Below are 18,415 nucleotides of genomic sequence, written 5' to 3' on the forward strand. Positions count from 1 at the left end.
GACCGGATGAATTCAACGGTGATGAACCGGGTCGCGCGCCCGGCCGCTATCGGGACGCCCCGCGAAATACGTCGCGCGACGCGGGCCCCGCCGCGGTGCCCTGGCCGCCGCGCCGCTGCGCGCTGCCCAGCAACAGACCGGCGAACGACCAGAACGCCAGCATGGTGGTTTGCCACATGAAGTCGTCGGTCGTGTTCTTGGCGATCATGCCGGCCACCAGCGCGATGCCGGCCGCGCACAACCAGGGGTCGCCGCCTCGCGTGCGCCAGAACGCGCCCACGAGCCACAGCAGCAACACCGTCTCGAGGACGACGCCCACCACGCCCGTCTGCAGCCAGGTGTTCATGAACAGGTTATGGGCATGCGTGAGGGCCTGCGGTTCGATCGCCAGCAGGTTCTGCGGCATCTCGTTGCGGTACACCATGCCCGGCAACGGTTTGCCGAAGCCGACGCCGATCCACTTGTGACGCTTCGCTTCCGAGGTGTAGAACGCCCACAGCTTCGGGCGCGTATCGGCAGACACCGTGTCGCCGATACTCGAAAACGCCTGGGGAAGCGGAACCTGATGGCCCTCGATGGCGATATCGCGTGTGGCCGCCGCGCCCTGCGCGTCGCTCAAACGCAGCCGCGCGCTGTACTCGAGCGTGCCGACGGTCGCCACCCCGACCACCACGAACGCAAGCAGCGCAAGCACGATATGCCGCCGATACAGCGGAAACAGCGCCACCAGCAGCGTGGCCGCCGCGGCCGGCCAGAAGAAGCGATTGAGCGTGGCGAGTCCGATGAACAGGCAAAACACGAGACCGGCCACGCCCACGGGCCACCACCGCGGACGCAACAGGACACCGCAGAACAAGGCGATCGCGAACACCGCGAGCGTGCTGGTGTGACCGACGCGATTATAAAAATGCAGCGGAAACGTACTCGGCGTGGGCGGCTGCAAATGCCCCCAGTAGACCGCGCTGATCCCGACGAGCAGCACGCATGCGATCCAGTTGATCATGACGAAGCGGTTGACGTGCGGGGTCTTCGTGCCGAGTAGCCAGAAACCCCAGAACGACACCAGCGGATAGAGCACTTCATCGCACCATGCGTGGATGCTGACCGCCGGATAAGCGGACCACGCGACGGACGCAAGTCCCCATGAGGCCCAGCCGGCGATCGGCAGGAACAGCGGCCAACGCCACATGGGCGGACGCTCGGACGAGCACGCCGCCGCGAGCGTACCGAGCGCCAGCAGGGCGAGTGCGTTGAACACGATAGCCGTCATATGGCCGAACATCACCGCGAACAGGATGACCGGACACGCAATCCACAAAACGCGCTCGACGCGCGCGAACGTGTTAGTCATTAAGCTCCCATCAAAACATTGTGTAATGCGCGGTACACCGATTCCACCGAAATGCGGCCCATGCAGTCCGCGTGGTCGCCGTTCCATGCGACGCAGGTGGTCGAATCGCGGTCGCACCGCCGAACCCATGCAATCTCGCGCCGAAAGATAAACGGCTGATCGCGGCATGGCATCTCCGCAATCGTAACCGGCTGGAACGGCACTTCGCTCCAGTAATCGCCCGCGCCGTGAATCCGTGCGTTGCCGGGACCGAACAGCGCAACCGTCGGCACGCCGACGAGGCGGCCTAGATGCGCGACGCCGGTGTCGGGACACACGACCGCTTTCGCCCCGGCGAACAGATGCCAGAGTTCGCCGAGGCCGAGCCGTCCCGCGAGATTGGGATGACCGGGATCGGGGTCGATGTCGCGGATCAATTCGGCCTCCCCGGGACCGCCGCTCCAGACCGGCATGCAGCCGAGCGCCGCGATGCGCTCAGCAAGCTCGCGCCAGCGCGCGTCGGGCCAGCGCTTCACCGCGGTGCTCGCGCCCGGATGCAGGACGACGTAAGGCCGCGTAAGCAGATCGGCATCGGGCAATGCCGCGTGCCGGGGCGCGGGCCAATCGGACGGCCGATAACGCGCCGGCGGCGGCCCGTCCACCAGTTCGGCCGCAAGATCGGCCCACGCGGCCGGCGTTGCCGGATACGCGACCGGCTCATCGACCGGCCAGTTTTTCCACGCGGGCGCGTCGCCGGCGTGAGCGACGATCCAGCGGCAACCGGCGCCCATGGCAAGCCAGCTGTGCCGATTGTCCCCCAGCACGAAGCCGAGGTCGTACGGTCCTGAATCGAGCATCCCCTTGACCGTCGCGACGTCGCGCGGGTCGAACGGCAAAGCGATCACACCGAAAGGGCGCCCCGCATAAAGCGGCACGATCGCCTTCGGACAGGCGAGCACGAGTTCGGCATTCGGATAGCGGACGCGCAGCTTGGCAAGCAGCGGTGTTAGCAGCAACGTATCGCCGAGCAGGAGATGGTGCGCAACGAGAATACGCTGCACGGAAGCCGGCTTGCGACGCCACGGTTTCAGCGCGAAGCGCGGAAGCGCACGCCCGAAGATGCGAATACGCCCGGATAGTCGGCTCATCGCGTGACCGGCGCGTTTATTCCGTTTATTCCGTTTGTTCCGACCGCAAACGGGCTATGCGCCGGCCGACTCGAGGTCGTGTTCCCCATGAAGAATCTCCAACGGTATTCTTGTCGTTGACTTCCGCTCCCATGCCTTCGAACCGCACACGGCACCACCGGAGCAGTCAGACGCTGCGCGCCTTGCGGCACCCGCCGAATCACCCCGACATTGGAAGCGCAGTGAAGACAATTGAGTAGTCGGTCAGGGCTGAGACCCATGCTTTTATAACCCGAAACTATATCATGCACGATGGCTGGAACGTAGAACCGGCGCGGCTTGGCGCGACCATGACGGGTGCGCGCCAAGCCCGCGCCGCCGCGCGCATGCGCTGTCAATTTGCGCCGCGGATATACGTTGCCAGCGCAAGTAAGGCGTCGGCGTGGCCGGCGACGCTCGTGTCGTAAAGCACGGCGTCGCGAGCCAGTTCCGACTGCCATCGCGGTTGGGATTGCTGAATCGTGAGCCGCCCTCGCACCGCGCGCTCGAGCGTCGCGCGCAAGTCGGCGACATCGCCCGCAGCGAACACGAACTTGGCGTGCGGCGCGATCGCATCGCAGCACCCGACGCTCGCCGGCAGAATCACCGGCGTCCCGCACATGGCCGACTCCACACCGACCAGCCCGAACGGCTCGTATTTCGACGCGAGAATCGTGAAATCGGCGGCGCGGTAGCCGTCCTCGATATCTTTCACGTAGCCGATGTAGCGCACCCGCGCGGAGGTGTGCTCGGGCGGCCGTCCCGCGACCGCGAGCACCACCGGCAAGGCGGTGTCGCGCAAGGCGGCTTCGATCAGCGGCAAGCCCTTGCGCTCATGACTGCTGGACGGAAAGAGCAGCACGATCTCATGGTCGGCGAATCCGAACCTGCGGCGCAGCGCCATGCGTTGGGCCGCGTCGATCGGGGCGAAGCGCGCGCCGTCGACCGGCGGGTACAGCACGCGGATTTTCTGCTCATCCACGCCATACAGTTCGCGCAACTCATCGTGCATCAACTGGGAGTGCGCGACGATCACGCTCGCCCGTTCGTACTGGCGCCGCTCCAGCGCGATCTGCCAGCGGTCCGAACGCTTTGGCGCACGTCCGGTGGCGCGCAGAAAGCCGAGGTGCGTGCCGCCGCAAATCGCAATCTCGGACGAGTCGACGCGGTTGCAGCCGATCAGCACGTCGACGCCGGCCGCGCGGCGCGCCCGGCGCAGCCGCCACGAAAACCAGCGCTCGCGCAGCTTGCCCGGCAGAAACGACACGCGGATACGATGCGGCTCGACCATGCGCGCCTCCGGCAACGACATGTCGAAGCGGCGCGCAAAGAACGCCAGTTCGATGCCGGCAGCGGCAAAGCCCCGCACCAGGTCCATTGCATACCGCTCGAGGCCGCCGCTGTGTTTCAGCGCATTACTGGACACTCCGATTTTCATCATGCAAAGAAACGCGCGAGGGGCGCCGGGGAAATGTGGATTGAATGCCGCGAGCCCGAAGCGAGGCTGGCTTTATCCCGCGACACGCCGCATGTCGGCCGCGCGGGTCGATAGTGGCCCGACACGCTCACGCCGCGTTCTGCTGGAACTGGATGCGGTGCAGATGCGCATAGAGCCCGTCTTTTGCCAGCAGTTCACGATGACTGCCGCTCTCGACGATGCGCCCCGCCTCCATCACCAGAATGCGGTTGGCGCGCTCGATGGTCGACAAGCGGTGCGCGATGACGAGCGTCGTGCGCCCTTTCATCAGCGTTTCCAGCGCCGCCTGCACGTGGCGTTCGGACTCGGAATCCAGCGCCGAGGTGGCTTCGTCGAGGATCAGGATCGGCGCGTCCTTGTAGATCGCGCGCGCGATCGCCAGGCGCTGCCGCTGACCGCCCGAGAGCATCATGCCGTTGTCGCCGACCAGCGTCTCGATACCGCTGGGCATCGCCTCGACGGTGTCCCACAGGTTGGCCGCGCGCAACGCCGCCTCGACCTTTGCCGGATCGGCTGTCTGGCCATACGCGACGTTGTTGGCGACGGTGTCGTTGAACAGCACGACGTCCTGGCTCACCATCGCGATCTGGCTGCGCAGCGCGTGCAGGCCGTATTCCGGCAGCGCCACGCCGTCGACCAGAATCTCGCCGCCGGTCGGATCGAAAAAGCGCGGCAGCAGATTGACCAGCGTGGTCTTGCCGCTGCCGGACGGGCCCGCGAGCGCCACCATCTCGCCCGGCGCGACCTTGAACGACACCTTGTCGAGCGTGTGGCGCTTGTGCGTGGCATTGCTGCCGTAGCTGAACGACACCTCGCGGAATTCGACCTCGCCGCGCGCGCGTTCGAGCGTCTTGCCGCCGCCGGCCGGTTCCGAGGGTTCGTCGATCAGGCCGAAGATCAGCTCGCACGCCGTCATGCCGCGTTGCAGCGGCTGGTTCACGTCCATCAGATGCTTCAGCGGCGAGATGATCAGCAGCATCGACGTGACGAACGCGACAAAGCCGCCGACCGTGGTCTGGTCCGACGACGACTGCACCACCGCGATCGTGATCACGACGGCAAGCGCGATCGACGCGAGGAACTGCGTCAACGGTTGCGCGAGGCCGCCCGAGACCGTCATGCGCATCGCGTAGCCGCGCAGGCGCTTGCTCATCGACGTGAAGCGGTCGATCTCGTACTGCTCGCCGTTGTGCACCTTGACGACCTTGTAGCCGCCCACCGTCTCCTCGACGATGTACGACAGCTCGTTGGTGAGCATTTGATGCTCGCGGTTCAGGCGCCGCAAGCGGCGGTTGATCTTGCTCACCAGCCAGCCGATGCCCGGCAGCAGCACCGCGACGATCAGCGTCAGACGCCAGTTCAGATAGAACAGATAGCCGAGCAGGAACAGCACCGTCAGCGAATCGCGCACCAGCGTGACGAGCACGCTCAGCAGCACGTTGAGGATCTGATTGACCTCGAAGACGATCGCATTGATGACCGTGCTCGCGGTTTCGCGCTGGAAGAACGAGACGCCGGTGTGAATCATCCGGTCGAACATCTTCAGGCGCAGTTCGAGCAGGATCTTGTTCGACACGTAGGCGAGCAGATAGCCGGATGCGTATTGGGACAGGCCGCGTATCAGCGCGAGGCCGACCACCGCGATCGGCACGAGCCACTTGGCGTTGTCGTTGGCGTGCGCGCCGAAACCCTTGTCCAGCAGCGGCTTGAGGAGCGCGGGAATCGCGGCGTCGGTGCCTGCGCTGACGGCCATTGCGACCACCGCGCCGGTCAGCACCCAGATGAGCGGCTTGATATACGGCCACAAACGCCGCAAGACGACGGCAGGCGACGATGCCTCACCTGAACCGATGGGTTTGCTCAACGTAGGCTTCGCGCTCAAGGAATCCTCTGGGAATGCGGAACGGCAACCGCGCGCTGGGCCGAACGCCTGCCGCGCGGAATATCAAAAAAGAAGCATTGTAAACGCTTGAGGATGACGGCCGCCGATAGGGATCGGCCCGATTGCGCGGATCGGGGGGTGAGGCTTGGCTTCAGTGGCGAGGCTTCGCGCCGGGTGAGCTTTGGCCCTGATGGGGGCTGGCGTGAAGCGTGACGTGGTGTCGGGCCGCGAGCACCAAGGCCCGTGCCCGCGGGCGCCGCGCTGCGTATCGTGCTGTGTCGCGCTGTGTATACTTGCGCCACGCTTGCTCGACTCGCTCCAACGTTCGCCCCTCTCCACGCATTCCAGGTATGCAAGAAACCACCCTCGGCGTCGCCATCATCACCAAAAACGCGGCGGCGCGGCTGGCCGAATGCCTGCAAGCCGTGGCCTTCGCCGATCAGATCGTCGTGATCGACGGCGGCAGCACCGACGGCACCGCCGACATCGCCCGCGCGCACGGCGCCCGCGTGCTCCAACAAACCGACTGGCCGGGCTTCGGCCCGCAAAAGAACCGCGCCGTGGACGCGCTCACCACCCGTTGGATTCTCTCGATCGACGCCGACGAAATCGTCTCGGTGGAACTGGCCTCGGCAATTCGCGCGGCGCTCGCCGCGCCCACCGCCGACGTCTATGCGGTTGATCGCCTGTCGAGCTTTTGCGGTCATTGGATTCATCACAGCGGCTGGTATCCCGACTGGATTCCGCGTCTGTTCAAACGGGGCGCCGCGCGTTTCTCCGACGACCTCGTGCATGAGCGCCTCGTATTCGACACGCCGGCGCAGCGCCTCACCGGCAAGCTGATGCACTACTCCTACGAGGACTTCGAAGGCGTGCTGCGCAAACTCGACGCCTATTCGACAGCCGGCGCGCAACAACGCCATGCGGCGGGCAAGCGCGGCAGTTTCGGCAAGGCGCTCGGGCGCGGCGCCTGGGCGTTCGTGCGGACCTATGTGCTACGGCGCGGGTTTCTGGACGGCCGCGCCGGCTTCATGATCGCGGTGTTCAATGCGGAAACGGTGTACTACCGGTTTTTGAAGCTGGCGCGCCTGGGAAACGACAAGCCCTTGTGAAAGACCGGCTTGGCCCGCTAAGCCGCGCGGGCAAGCCACGTCAATAAACGATCTCGATCGAGCTTCCCGCGAACTCGCCGCGCAAGGCAGCGAGCAATTCGTCGGTCGGCTTCACGCGCCAGGCGTCGCCCAACCGCATGGCGCCTTCAGCGTTCTGGCTGCGATACACCACCTGCACGGCAAGCCCGTTCGGAATCTGCACCGCCTGCCGCTGACGGCCATTGTCACCGCCGCCATATCCGCCACCGTTACGGCCGCCGCCGTTGCCATTGCCGCCGCCGCTTCGCGATGAAGCCGCCGGGGCCGCGGCCGCTTGCGGCTCGTCCTTGTCCGCGCTATGCGCTTCGAGCACGCGCCGCAGCGCCAGCGCGTCCGCGTTGCCGTTCATCTGCACCTTGACGGCCTCGGCGTAACGGCAGCGCGCGCGGCCGAGATCCATCACCGTATCGACGGTGAAGCGGATGCCGCCGGTGAATGCGTCGTTGCGCGCCTGGCCTTGCACGACCAGCAGTTCGTCTTCCCTGAACAACTGCTTGTGCGCTTCGAAGATCTCGTTGAATACCGTCACTTCGCATTGGCCGGTGCCGTCGTCGAGCACGGCGATCAGCATCTTGCCGCGCTGGGTCATCTGCGTGCGCAGCGACGCGATCACACCCGCGACCAGCTTGTCCCGCCCTTCTTTCAATTCGCCGATCTTCTGGCGCACGAAGCGGCGCACCTCGTTCTTGTACGCGTCGAACAGATGGCCCGACAGGTAGAAGCCGAGCGCGGCCTTCTCTTCCTGCAGCTTCTTCTTTTCCGGCCATTCCGGTTCGTCGACCAGTTCGTGACCTTGCGACGGCGCGTCGCCCATGTCGAACAGACCCGCCTGCATGGCGTTAGCGCTCGCCTGCTCGGCCGCTTCCATCGCGAGCGAAACGGATGCGATCAGTTGCGCGCGATTCGCATGCAAGGTGTCGAACGCGCCGGCGCGAATCAATGCTTCCACCGTGCGGCGATTGACGACGCGGCGGTCGACACGGTTGCAGAAATCGAAGATGTCGATGAACGGACCATCTTCGCGCGCACGCAGGATTTCCTCGATCGCATTCTGGCCGCTGCCCTTGATCGCGCCCAGACCGTAGCGGATGGTTTTCGAGCGTTTGCCGTCCGGTTCCGCGACCGGCTCGAAGCGGTACGCCGACAGATTCACGTCCGGCGGCAGCACCGCCATCTTGTTCGCGAGACAGTCCTCGAACAGGATCTTGACCTTCTCCGTGTCGTCCATGGCGAGCGACATATTGGCCGCCATGAATTCCGCCGGATGATGCGCCTTGAGCCAAGCGGTGTAGTACGCCAGCAGCGCATACGCGGCCGCGTGCGACTTATTGAAGCCGTAACCCGCGAACTTCTCCATCAAGTCGAAGATTTCGTCGGCTTTCTCGCCGGTCAGGCCGTTCTTCGCCGCGCCTTCGCGAAACAGCGCGCGGTGCTCGGCCATTTCCTCGGCCTTCTTCTTGCCCATCGCGCGACGCAGCAGGTCGGCGCCGCCCAGCGAGTAGCCGCCGATGATCTGCGCCATCTGCATCACCTGCTCCTGGTAGACCATGATGCCGTAGGTCTCTTTCAGAACAGGTTCCACGCGCGGATCGGGATACTCCACCACTTCGCGGCCGTGCTTGCGGGCGCAGAAGCTCGGGATCAGGTCCATCGGGCCCGGACGGTACAACGCGACGAGCGCGATGATGTCCTCGAAGCGGTCGGGCTGCGCGTCTTTCAGCATGCCTTGCATGCCGCGGCTTTCCAACTGGAACACGGCGACCGTATTCGCTTTCTTCAGGATCGAGAACGACGCGGGATCGTCGAGCGGCACCTGCGCGAGCGACCAGTCTTTCTTCGACGGATCGAGACGGCGGATATAGCGCTCGGCCCAGTCGAGAATGGTCAGCGTGGTGAGACCCAAAAAGTCGAACTTCACGAGGCCGACCGCTTCGACGTCGTCCTTGTCGTACTGGCTGACCACGCCGCTTTCGTCGCCCTGCGTATAGAGCGGGCAGAAATCGGTGAGCTTGCCGGGCGCGATCAGCACGCCGCCCGCGTGCATGCCGACGTTACGCGTCAAGCCTTCCACGCGCTGCGCGAGTTCGAGTAGCTGATGCACTTCGTCTTCGTTGTCGAAGCGCTCCTGCAACAGCGGCTCTTCCTTCATCGCGTCGGCGATGGTGACGTGCTTGCCCGGCTTGAACGGGATCAGCTTGGCGATGCCGTCGGTGAACATGTAGCCCAGATCGAGCACCCGGCCGATGTCGCGCACCGCCGCCTTCGCCGCCATCGTGCCGAAGGTGGCGATCTGCGACACCGCGTCCGCGCCGTACTTTTCCTTCACGTACTGGATCACGCGGTCGCGGCCGTGCTGGCAGAAGTCGATGTCGAAGTCGGGCATCGACACCCGTTCAGGATTCAGGAAACGTTCGAACAGCAGGTTGTAGCGCAGCGGATCGAGGTCGGTCACGCCGAGCGCGTAGGCGACCAGCGAGCCCGCGCCCGAGCCCCGGCCCGGCCCGACCGGCACGCCGTTGTTCTTCGCCCAGTTGATGAAGTCCGCGACGATCAGGAAGTAGCCCGGAAAGCCCATCTTGATGATCGTGCCGCACTCGAATTCGAGGCGCTGGTAATACGTTTCGCGCTGCGCTTCGCGCTCGGCGGGGTCCGGGTACAACTGCTCGAGGCGCTTTTCAAGGCCCTCTTTCGACAGATGCACGAGGTAGTCGTCGAGCGACATGCCGTCGGGCGTGGGAAACAGTGGCAGTTTGGGCTTGCCGAGTTCCAGCGTGAGGTTGCAGCGCTTGGCGATTTCAACGGTATTGGCGAGCGCCGACGGAATGTCCGCGAACAGCGCGGCCATTTCTTGCTGGGTGCGGAAATACTGTTCCGGCGTGAAGCGCTTCTGGCGGCGCGGATTCGCGAGGATGTCGCCTTCGGAAATACACACGCGCGCTTCGTGCGCGGTGAAGTCGTCCGGCGTCATGAACTGCATGGGATGCGTGGCGACCACCGGCAACTTCAGCGCCGCGGCGAGCGTGACGGCCTGCCGCACATACTGCTCGCCGCCCGGCTGGGCGCAACGCTGCAACTCGATATAGAAGCCGCCCGGAAACACCTTCGCCCAATGCAACGCGTTGCGCTTCGCCGCTTCCTCGTTACCCGCGGCGAGCGCGAGACCGATATCGCCCTGCTGGGCGCCCGACAAGGCGAGCAAGCCTTCGCCCAGGCCGGATTCGAGCCAGCCGGCCTCGATTTCGGCGCGGCCGCGATACTGATTCGTGAGCGACGCCTTGCTGAGCAGCTCACACAGATTCAGGTAGCCGCGCCGGTCTTTCACCAGCAGCAGCAAACGGGAAGGCTTGTCGCGGTCGTCGGGATTGGTGATCCAGACGTCGCAGCCGGCAATGGGTTTGACCCCTTTGCCGCGGGCTTCCTTATAGAAACGGACGAGGCCGAACGCGTTGCCGAGATCGGTGAGAGCGAGCGCACCCTGACCGTCTTTGGCAGCCGCCTTGACGATGTCGTCAAGACGCACGATGCCATCGGCAATCGAGAATTCGGAGTGGACGCGGAGATGAACGAAGCGGGGATCTGACATGGGCGACATTGTAACTCCACCATTCCGGAGTTTTCAGGCCAAAAGCGCGCGTTAGCCGTTCGGCTTAGGGCGCGAATTCGGGAACGGCTTGCGCGGGTGTTCTGCGGGCCGCTGACCGGTTTCGCCGCCGACACGGAAGCGGCGCGGCCCGCCCGCTCGTCACGGACAAGCCGCGGCAAAACCGCAATGCGTCCCCCAGCGGAGCGGGCAAACCGCTGCAAGTTCGCGCGCGCCTTGCGCTATCGCAACCGCCTGGCCATTCGGCAGAGTCGAGCCCAGCCCCGGCTTGAGGGATAATACGAGTTTCCCCATTCGACATGGCCGCGCCGCATGGCATTCAGATGCGGGCGCCTTCATGCGCCCCGTTTTCCACGGCGCTGGCCACTGATTACCGCTGGACATACATGAGCATCGTCAATCTCGCCGCGTATCACTTCGCGACCATCGAAGACACCGCCGCATGGCGCCCGTTCGTCACCGAGCGCTGCGACGCGCTTGGCCTGCGCGGCACGATTCTGCTGGCGCCGGAAGGCATCAACCTGTTCGTCGCCGGCAGCCGCGAAGCCGCGGACGCGTTCATCGACTACATCCGTCACGACGCGCTGTTCGAAGGCAAGTTCGCGAATCTGCAATTCAAGGAAAGCCTCTCGGAGAAGCAGCCGTTTCGCCGCATGCTGGTCAAGCTCAAGCGCGAGATCATCACGATGAAAAAGCCGGCGATCCGTCCGGAGCTCGGCCGCGCGCCGTTCGTCGACGCGCCCACGCTGAAAAGCTGGCTGGATCGCGGCCACGACGATCAGGGCCGTCCGGTCGTGATGCTCGACACGCGCAACGCGTTCGAAGTCGACGTCGGCACGTTCGAGAACGCGCTCGACTACCGCATCACGAAATTCAGCGAGTTTCCTGAAGTGATCGAGCAGAACCGCGCCGATCTCGAGGGCAAGACGGTCGTGTCGTTCTGCACCGGCGGGATTCGCTGCGAGAAGGCGGCGATCCACATGAAGGAAGTCGGCATCGAGAACGTGTATCAGCTGGAAGGCGGCATCCTGAAGTATTTCGAGGAAGTGGGCGGCGCTCACTATCACGGCGACTGCTTCGTGTTCGATTACCGCACCGCGCTCAACCCGCAACTCGAACCCACCGCCACCGTGCAATGCTTCGGCTGCCGCGCCGTGGTGCCGCCCGAGGCGCAGGCGTCGCCAATGTACGTCGCGGGCAAGACGTGCCCGGCGTGTCATCCTGACAGCAAGGCGGCGCGCGCCGCATGACGGCTGCGTCGCGGGGCGCGACGAATGCCGGCCTTGGACAGCACGTCACGCGGCGGCTCCAACCCTACCATCGTGGAAAGCGCGGCTAATTGTGCTCAGGCTGCGGCGGCGCTTTCAGCGAGCCCATTGCTCTCAAACCCGGCCGCGGGCTGGTTCATGGCGGACCATGCGAACTTGCCGCCATTTCCGGCGCACACTGGCAACGCAATACGTCGTTCCGCGCTTTCACCGTAACCATCGATCCGAGCCATGACCTATCGCGGACGCTTCGCACCGTCGCCCACCGGGCCGCTGCATTTCGGCTCGCTGGTCAGCGCGCTCGCGAGTTGGCTGGACGCGCGCGCGCATGGCGGCGCATGGCTCGTTCGCGTCGAGGACATCGATCGCCCGCGCACGGTCTCAGGCGCCGCCAGGGACATCCTCGCGACCCTCGAACGCTTCGGCATGCACGCCGACGAGCCGCCGATCTGGCAAAGCACACGCATCGCGCGCTACGAGCAGGCGCTGGAGCAACTCAAAGCCCGCGGCCTGGTTTATCCCTGCGGCTGCACGCGCAAGGAAATCGCCGACTCGCTGTTGCACGCGCACGCGCGCAACACGACGCTCGCCTACCCCGGCACCTGCCGCGACGGTCTGCATGGCAAACCGGCGCGCGCGTGGCGCCTGCGCGTGCCCGACGGCGAGGCCGCCGTGATCACGTTCGAAGACCGCTGGCAGGGCACGCAGACGCAGAACCTCGCTACCGAGGTCGGCGATTTCGTCCTGAAACGCGCGGACGACCAATGGGCCTATCAACTGGCGGTGGTAGTCGATGACGCTGACGCGGGCATCACCCACATCGTGCGAGGCGCGGACCTGATGGATTCAACCGCGCGGCAGATTTATTTGCAGCGCTGTCTTGGCGCGCCGACGCCCGAGTATCTGCACGTGCCGGTCGTGACGAACGACCAGGGCGAAAAACTCAGCAAGCAAAACGGGGCGCAGGCGTTGGATGCCGGCAAACCGCTCGAAGCGCTGATCGCGGCGGCTCGCCATCTGGGACTCGACCTGAGCGGCCAGGCCCTTGGGACACTGGAGGGGTTTTATACCGCGGCAACGGCGGCATGGGCAGCACGCATGCGCGTGCGAATGAGCGTAAGCAAGTAAACGCGATGCGGGTTTCGAAGCCGCAGCCGCTCAGGAAGACGACTTCCTGGGCATGCCGAAGCCGCCCAGCAACGCAGCCAGCGGCTGCTTCGCAGACGTCTTCTGCGGAGCGGCGGAAGCCGCATCGGCCTCCTCGATCTTGCGAACCGAAGCAGGCGATGGCTCATACGGCTTGAGGAAGAAATCGTCCACAGGCTGCGCGCGATGGTGATGCGGCCGATCGAACGAGCCCGACGGAGCGCCCGAACGCCGGCGGCCGCCGCGCTCGTCACGAACCTCGCTGCGCTCACGGCGCGGCGCGCGCTCTTCGTGGTGATGCCGCACCGGCGTATCCACGGTCAGGCGTTGCACTTCCAGCGGCCGCTTGATGAGCTTCTCGATATCGGCAAGCTGCTTGCGCTCGTTCGGGCTGCACAGCGACAACGCGTCGCCGGAAGCGCCGGCCCGGCCGGTACGGCCGATCCGATGCACATAATCTTCCGCATTGAACGGCAAATCGAAATTGATCACCGCAGGCAGTTCCGCGATGTCGAGACCGCGCGCCGCCACGTCGGTGGCGACCAACGCTTCGATTTCGCCGCGCTTGAACGCGTCCAGCGCCTGCATGCGCTCGTTTTGCGAGCGGTCGCCGTGAATCGCGGTCGCGATCACGCCGTCGCGTTCGAGGCTGCGCGCGAGACGGCTCGCGCCGATCTTGCTGTTGCAGAACACGATCACCTGCTTCAGGCTGCGCTCGCGAATCAATTGAACGACCGCGCCGGTCTTGTCGCCCTCGGGAACCTCGAACACGATTTGCGTGACGTTGGTCGCGGTCGAATTGCTGCGCGCGACTTCGATCGTCTGCGGATCGCGCAGATAGGTTGCCGCGAGCTTCTTGATCTCGCCCGAGAACGTGGCCGAAAACAGCAGCGTTTGACGTTCTTTCGGCAGCAGGTTCAGGATGCGCTGCAAATCCGGCAGGAAGCCCATGTCGAGCATGCGGTCGGCTTCGTCGAGCACGAGGATCTGCACCTGGCCCAGGTTGGCGGTTTTCTGCTGCACGTGATCGAGCAGACGGCCCGGCGTGGCGATCAGAATTTCGACGCCGCGGCGCAGTTGCTCCGACTGGGGATTCATATCGACGCCGCCGAACACCACGGCGCTGCGCAGCGCGGTGTGCTTCGCGTAGGACTGCACGTTCGCGGCGACCTGGTCGGCCAGTTCGCGGGTCGGCGTGAGGATCAGCGCGCGCACCGGATGGCGGGCGGGCGATGCGCTCGTGCTGGCCTGCGGCAACAGACGCTGGATGATCGGCAGCGAGAAGCTCGCGGTCTTGCCGGTGCCGGTCTGCGCGGCGCCCATCACGTCGCGGCCGGCCAGCACGACGGGAATCGCCTGCGCCTGAATCGGCGTGGGAATGGTGTAGCCCGATTCCTTGACGGCTTTCAGGATGTCGGGCGCGAGGCCGAATTGATCAAAAGTCGCAGTGCTGGGCGTGACGGCTGTGTCGGACATGGTGGCTTTCGCTAAAAATGCGCTTGGCGCGTGCGCGCGGCAGCGGTCGGAACCGCAGAGGGCATCAGGATGAAGGCGGAGCCACGGCGTTCCGCACGGGACCCGTCGATATTGCGGGAAAAGAGCGGCCGGCTCCGGCCGGCGGAAACACCCGCCGGAAAGGCCGGTATTGTAGCACTCCAGCAAAAACACTCATGGCGCATGGGGCGGCTTTCTGCTTACGGGGCAAAAGCCGGCGGACGGCCCAGCCGCCGGTCTGCTCGTACGCGCCTGGCGCCGCGCCCTGCCGGATGGCGGCATCCCTCGCTGGCGAGCGTAGTTCGCGCAGGCGACAGTGGCGTGACAGCCGATTTCGCCGTGCGTGCCGGCATCGCGGTTCACCACGTTTCACGCATCACCATCAGGCGCAGCTCGGTCATATCCTCGATCGCGTAACGCACGCCTTCACGGCCGAGCCCCGAATCCTTCACGCCGCCATAGGGCATGTTGTCGACGCGGAACGACGGCACGTCGTTGATCACCACGCCGCCCACTTCGAGCAGGTCCCACGCGCGATGCGCGTGCGCGAGCGAATCGGTGAACACGCCGGCTTGCAGGCCGAAGTCGCTGTCGTTGACGGTGGCGAGCGCCGAGTCGAAATCGTCGAACCGCTCCAGGATCGCCACCGGCCCGAAAGCTTCCTTGCGATACAGATCGGTGTCGCGCCCGACGCCCTCAAGCAGCGTGGCCTCGAACATCGCACCCTCCACCTTGCCGCCCGCGACGATTGTCGCGCCCGCCAGCACCGCGCTCTCCATCCAGCCGGCGAGGCGTTTGGACTCCGATTCCGAGATCATCGGCCCGACGAAGGTCTTTTCGTCCTTCGGATCACCCATTACCAGCGATTTCGTCTTGGCGATCAGCTTCTCGCGCAGCGCCTCATAAACTGTCGCGTGCACCAGAATCCGCTGCACGCCGATGCAGCTCTGCCCCGACTGATAGAACGCGCCGAACGCGAGCCGCTCGACCACGTAGTCGAGTTTCTCGCCCTGATCGCCGTCGACGATCGCGGCGGCGTTGCCGCCGAGTTCCAGAATCACCTTCTTCTTGCCGGCCTTTTTCTTCAGTTCCCAACCCACCGCCGGCGAGCCGGTGAACGACAGCAGCTTGAAACGTTCGTCCGTGGTGAACAGATCGGCGCCGTCGCGATGCGCGGGCAAAATCGAGAACGCGCCTTTCGGCAAGTCGGTTTCCGCCAGAATCTCGCCCATGATCAGCGCGCCGACCGGCGTGCGGCTCGCCGGCTTCAGCACGAACGGCACGCCCGCGGCGATCGCCGGCGCGACCTTGTGCGCGGTCAGATTCAACGGAAAATTGAACGGCGAAATGAACGAGCACGGACCGATCGGCACACGCTTGACGTAGCCGTGATAGCCCTTTGCGCGCGGCGAAATCTGCAGATTGACGATTTCCCCATCGATGCGCACCGCCTCCTCGGCGGCCACCTTGAAGGTGTCGATCAGGCGCGTGACTTCGCCCTTGGAGTCGTTGATCGGCTTGCCGGCTTCGATGCATAGCGCGAGCGCCAGTTCGTCGTAGCGCTCGCGAAACCGCTTCACGCAATGTTCGAGCACCGCCTGGCGCTTGAACGGCGCAAAGGCGCGCAGCGCGGGCATGGCGTCGACGGCGTGGCCGATCGCCTTGTCGATCGCGGCGGCGTCGGCCATCGCCACGCGGGTCGCCACTTCGTCGCTGAATTTATCGGTGACTTCGAGATCGGTGTTCGCGGCCACCGCTTCGTTGGCGAGGTAGTAGGGATAAGTCTTCTGCAACATGACGCGTTCTCCTTTGCGGCATCCGGCTAACAGGAGCAACGAAGCCAAACGTTCATGCCCTGCCGCCATTCAGCCGCGCTCAATTCACGCTCGTTTCACACCCAATGCGAAGCCGGCCAGCGGTTCACCGAACCGCTCACAGTTGCGCGGAGAGCCGCTTGATCTCGCGATTCAACACGCGCTCGTTGTCGGAATAGTCGATCGGCAGATCGATCACATGCACGCCGGGCGTCGCGAAACATTCGCGCAGCAGGAGCGCGAACTCCGCCGCCGATTCGATCCGATGCCCCTGCGCGCCATAGCTCTGGGCATACGCGACGAAATCCGGGTTGCGCAGCGTCATGCCGTAGTCGGGGAAATTCATGTTCTCCTGCTTCCAGCGGATCATGCCGAACGCGTCGTCGCGCAAGATCAGGATCACCAGATCGAGCTTCAGACGCACCGCCGTTTCCAGTTCCTGCGAGTTCATCATGAAGCCGCCGTCGCCGCACACGGCCATGACCTTGCGGTCGGGATGCACGATCTTGGTCGCTATCGCGGAAGGCAAGCCCGCGCCCATCGAAGCCAGCGCGTTGTCGAGCAGCAGCGAATTCGGTTCGTGCGCGCGGTAGTAGCGCGCGAACCAGATTTTGTACATGCCGTTGTCCAGACACACGATGCCGTCCACGGGCGTGGTCTCGTAGACGTCGTTGACGATCCGCACCGGGTACATCGGGAAGCGGTCGTCGTGCTGGCCTTTCACGAGATGCTCCTCGAAGTGCTGCTTGATCTCCTTGAAGCGCGTGAAGTCCCAATGCTCCTTGCGCGCCTTGAGGCTTTCCTTCAACTGCCACACCGCGTTGGCGATGTCGCCGACCACCTCGATCTGCGGGAAGTACACGGTATCGACCTCCGCGCCGAGGAAGTTCACGTGAATCACCGTCTTCTCGCCCGCCTCGCCGCTGCGCATGAAGAACGGCGGCTTCTCGATCACGTCGTGGCCGACGTTGATGATGCAGTCCGCGTGCTCGATGGCGCGGTGCACGAAGTCGCCGTCCGACAGCGTGGCGTTGCCGAGCCACATCGGGTGCGATTCGTCGATCACGCCCTTGCCCATCTGCGTCGTGAAAAACGGAATGCCGATCTGGTCGACGAATTCGCGCAGCATCCTGGTCGTGGTCTTGCGGTTGCCGCCCGCGCCGATCATCAGCAACGGATGCTTCGCGTTCGTGATCGCCTCGACCGCGTGCGCCACCGCCTTTTCCTCGGCCACCGGACGGCGGCTGTAGCTCTTCGGGATCGGCTTGCCGTCGCCCTCTTCGTGCGCGACGTCCTCGGGCAATTCGAGGTGCGTGGCGCCGGGCCGTTCTTCTTCCGCCTGACGAACCGCTTCGCGCACCGCCGCCGGAATATTGCCGATCGACACGATCTGCCGCGTGTACTTGGTGAGCGGCTCCATCATCCGCACCACGTCGACGATCTGGAAATGCCCCTGCTTGCTCGATTTGATCGGCTTTTGCCCGGTGACCATCAGCATCGGCATGCCGCCCAGTTGCGCGTAGGCGGCGGCGGTCACGAAGTTGGTCGCGCCGGGGCCGAGCGTGGCGAGACACACGCCGGTGCGGCCGGTGAGACGCCCGTAAGTGGCGGCCATGAAGCCGGCCGCCTGCTCGTGGCGCGTGAGGATCAGACGGATTTTCGAGCGGCGCAGCGATTCGAGCAGATCGAGATTTTCCTCGCCGGGAATGCCGAACACATACTCGACGCCTTCAGCTTCCAGCGATTTGACGAACAGGTCGGATGCTTTCATGGAGGGTCTCGTTTGATGAAACGGAGGCGGGCCGTCAGCCCGGCCGCCAAGGGACATGAAGCAGAGGCGCAGGGAGCGCGCGGGAACACGACGACGCTCGCGCGGGCGGCGCGCGGCATGGCACGACGCAACGGCTAACGCCATGCCGGACAGCTTACTACTCGATGGGAAATGATGTGCGCCGACTGGCAGCGCCTGTACAGACCGGAGACATGGTTGACGAACGTGCGAGGACATCGTTGACACTTTATGGTCAGCGGTTTTCGCTCCTCAGGTCAAGGGTGAGGATGCGGTGATGGGCAAACCAGAATTCAA

At 64.8% G+C, this 18,415-nt stretch carries 11 protein-coding genes; 3 read left to right on the forward strand and 8 right to left on the reverse strand.

Going from position 1 to position 18,415, the window contains the following annotated elements:
• Nucleotides 1-46: 46 nt before the first annotated feature.
• The 4 genes from ACTJLC_RS21280 to msbA all read right to left on the reverse strand — a co-directional run bounded on the left by ACTJLC_RS21280 (nucleotide 47) and on the right by msbA (nucleotide 5,855).
• On the reverse strand, nucleotides 47-1,351 hold the full coding sequence (locus ACTJLC_RS21280; RefSeq protein ID WP_073429515.1) for an O-antigen ligase family protein: 1,305 nt from the start codon (nucleotides 1,349-1,351) through the stop codon (nucleotides 47-49).
• A complete protein-coding gene (locus ACTJLC_RS21285; protein ID WP_073429514.1) occupies nucleotides 1,351-2,478 on the reverse strand; it encodes a glycosyltransferase family 9 protein in 1,128 nt (375 codons plus the stop codon). Before ACTJLC_RS21285 ends, ACTJLC_RS21280 begins: the two co-directional genes overlap by 1 nt.
• Before the next feature lie 373 nt (nucleotides 2,479-2,851).
• The gene (locus tag ACTJLC_RS21290; RefSeq protein WP_073429590.1) at nucleotides 2,852-3,934 is read right to left on the reverse strand and encodes a glycosyltransferase family 4 protein; all 1,083 of its coding nucleotides are present in this window, start codon (nucleotides 3,932-3,934) and stop codon (nucleotides 2,852-2,854) included.
• Nucleotides 3,935-4,061: 127 nt separating this feature from the next.
• Nucleotides 4,062-5,855, reverse strand: a complete 1,794-nt coding sequence (gene msbA, locus ACTJLC_RS21295; RefSeq protein ID WP_073429513.1) for a lipid A export permease/ATP-binding protein MsbA — start codon at nucleotides 5,853-5,855, stop codon at nucleotides 4,062-4,064.
• A 350-nt stretch (nucleotides 5,856-6,205) separates the two neighbouring features.
• Between msbA and ACTJLC_RS21300 the strand changes: the two genes are divergently transcribed.
• Complete coding sequence (locus tag ACTJLC_RS21300; protein ID WP_073429512.1) at nucleotides 6,206-6,967, forward strand: glycosyltransferase family 2 protein; 762 nt, start codon at nucleotides 6,206-6,208, stop codon at nucleotides 6,965-6,967.
• 40 nt (nucleotides 6,968-7,007) lie between these two features.
• Here ACTJLC_RS21300 and dnaE read toward each other — a convergent pair whose 3' ends face one another.
• Nucleotides 7,008-10,598 carry a DNA polymerase III subunit alpha gene (dnaE, locus tag ACTJLC_RS21305; protein ID WP_073429511.1) on the reverse strand — a complete coding sequence of 1,197 codons (3,591 nt, stop codon included), beginning with the start codon at nucleotides 10,596-10,598 and terminating at the stop codon, nucleotides 7,008-7,010.
• A gap of 395 nt (nucleotides 10,599-10,993) precedes the next feature.
• On the opposite strand from dnaE, the gene ACTJLC_RS21310 reads away from it, so the two are divergent.
• The gene (locus ACTJLC_RS21310) at nucleotides 10,994-11,857 is read left to right on the forward strand and encodes a sulfurtransferase (RefSeq protein ID WP_073429589.1); all 864 of its coding nucleotides are present in this window, start codon (nucleotides 10,994-10,996) and stop codon (nucleotides 11,855-11,857) included.
• A 249-nt stretch (nucleotides 11,858-12,106) separates the two neighbouring features.
• Nucleotides 12,107-13,003 (forward strand): tRNA glutamyl-Q(34) synthetase GluQRS, encoded by an 897-nt coding sequence (gene gluQRS / locus ACTJLC_RS21315; protein ID WP_073429510.1) that lies wholly within the window; start codon nucleotides 12,107-12,109, stop codon nucleotides 13,001-13,003.
• Nucleotides 13,004-13,033: 30 nt separating this feature from the next.
• Here the strand turns inward: gluQRS and ACTJLC_RS21320 are convergent, their stop codons facing one another.
• The 3 genes from ACTJLC_RS21320 to ACTJLC_RS21330 form a co-directional block, all read right to left on the reverse strand.
• Nucleotides 13,034-14,497, reverse strand: a complete 1,464-nt coding sequence (locus tag ACTJLC_RS21320; protein ID WP_073429509.1) for a DEAD/DEAH box helicase — start codon at nucleotides 14,495-14,497, stop codon at nucleotides 13,034-13,036.
• A gap of 377 nt (nucleotides 14,498-14,874) precedes the next feature.
• The gene (locus ACTJLC_RS21325; RefSeq protein ID WP_073429508.1) at nucleotides 14,875-16,311 is read right to left on the reverse strand and encodes an aldehyde dehydrogenase family protein; all 1,437 of its coding nucleotides are present in this window, start codon (nucleotides 16,309-16,311) and stop codon (nucleotides 14,875-14,877) included.
• A gap of 136 nt (nucleotides 16,312-16,447) precedes the next feature.
• Nucleotides 16,448-18,100: an acetolactate synthase large subunit gene (locus ACTJLC_RS21330; protein ID WP_073429507.1), complete on the reverse strand. Its 1,653-nt coding sequence runs from the start codon at nucleotides 18,098-18,100 to the stop codon at nucleotides 16,448-16,450.
• Between the last annotated feature and the right edge of the window lie 315 nt (nucleotides 18,101-18,415).

It is taken from the genome of Paraburkholderia sp. 22099 (genome assembly GCF_052045835.1).
Classification (GTDB): Bacteria; Pseudomonadota; Gammaproteobacteria; order Burkholderiales; family Burkholderiaceae; genus Paraburkholderia; species Paraburkholderia terricola.

What these genes read in the sequence shown, in the direction of transcription:
- ACTJLC_RS21280 (WP_073429515.1), bottom strand. Translation starts at nt 1,351, where the DNA reads ATGACTAACACGTTCGCGCGCGTCGAGCGCGTTTTGTGGATTGCGTGT.
- ACTJLC_RS21285 (WP_073429514.1), bottom strand. Translation starts at nt 2,478, where the DNA reads ATGAGCCGACTATCCGGGCGTATTCGCATCTTCGGGCGTGCGCTTCCG.
- ACTJLC_RS21290 (WP_073429590.1), bottom strand. Translation starts at nt 3,934, where the DNA reads ATGAAAATCGGAGTGTCCAGTAATGCGCTGAAACACAGCGGCGGCCTC.
- ACTJLC_RS21300 (WP_073429512.1), top strand. Translation starts at nt 6,206, where the DNA reads ATGCAAGAAACCACCCTCGGCGTCGCCATCATCACCAAAAACGCGGCG.
- dnaE (WP_073429511.1), bottom strand. Translation starts at nt 10,598, where the DNA reads ATGTCGCCCATGTCAGATCCCCGCTTCGTTCATCTCCGCGTCCACTCC.
- ACTJLC_RS21310 (WP_073429589.1), top strand. Translation starts at nt 10,994, where the DNA reads ATGAGCATCGTCAATCTCGCCGCGTATCACTTCGCGACCATCGAAGAC.
- gluQRS (WP_073429510.1), top strand. Translation starts at nt 12,107, where the DNA reads ATGACCTATCGCGGACGCTTCGCACCGTCGCCCACCGGGCCGCTGCAT.
- ACTJLC_RS21320 (WP_073429509.1), bottom strand. Translation starts at nt 14,497, where the DNA reads ATGTCCGACACAGCCGTCACGCCCAGCACTGCGACTTTTGATCAATTC.
- ACTJLC_RS21325 (WP_073429508.1), bottom strand. Translation starts at nt 16,311, where the DNA reads ATGTTGCAGAAGACTTATCCCTACTACCTCGCCAACGAAGCGGTGGCC.
- ACTJLC_RS21330 (WP_073429507.1), bottom strand. Translation starts at nt 18,100, where the DNA reads ATGAAAGCATCCGACCTGTTCGTCAAATCGCTGGAAGCTGAAGGCGTC.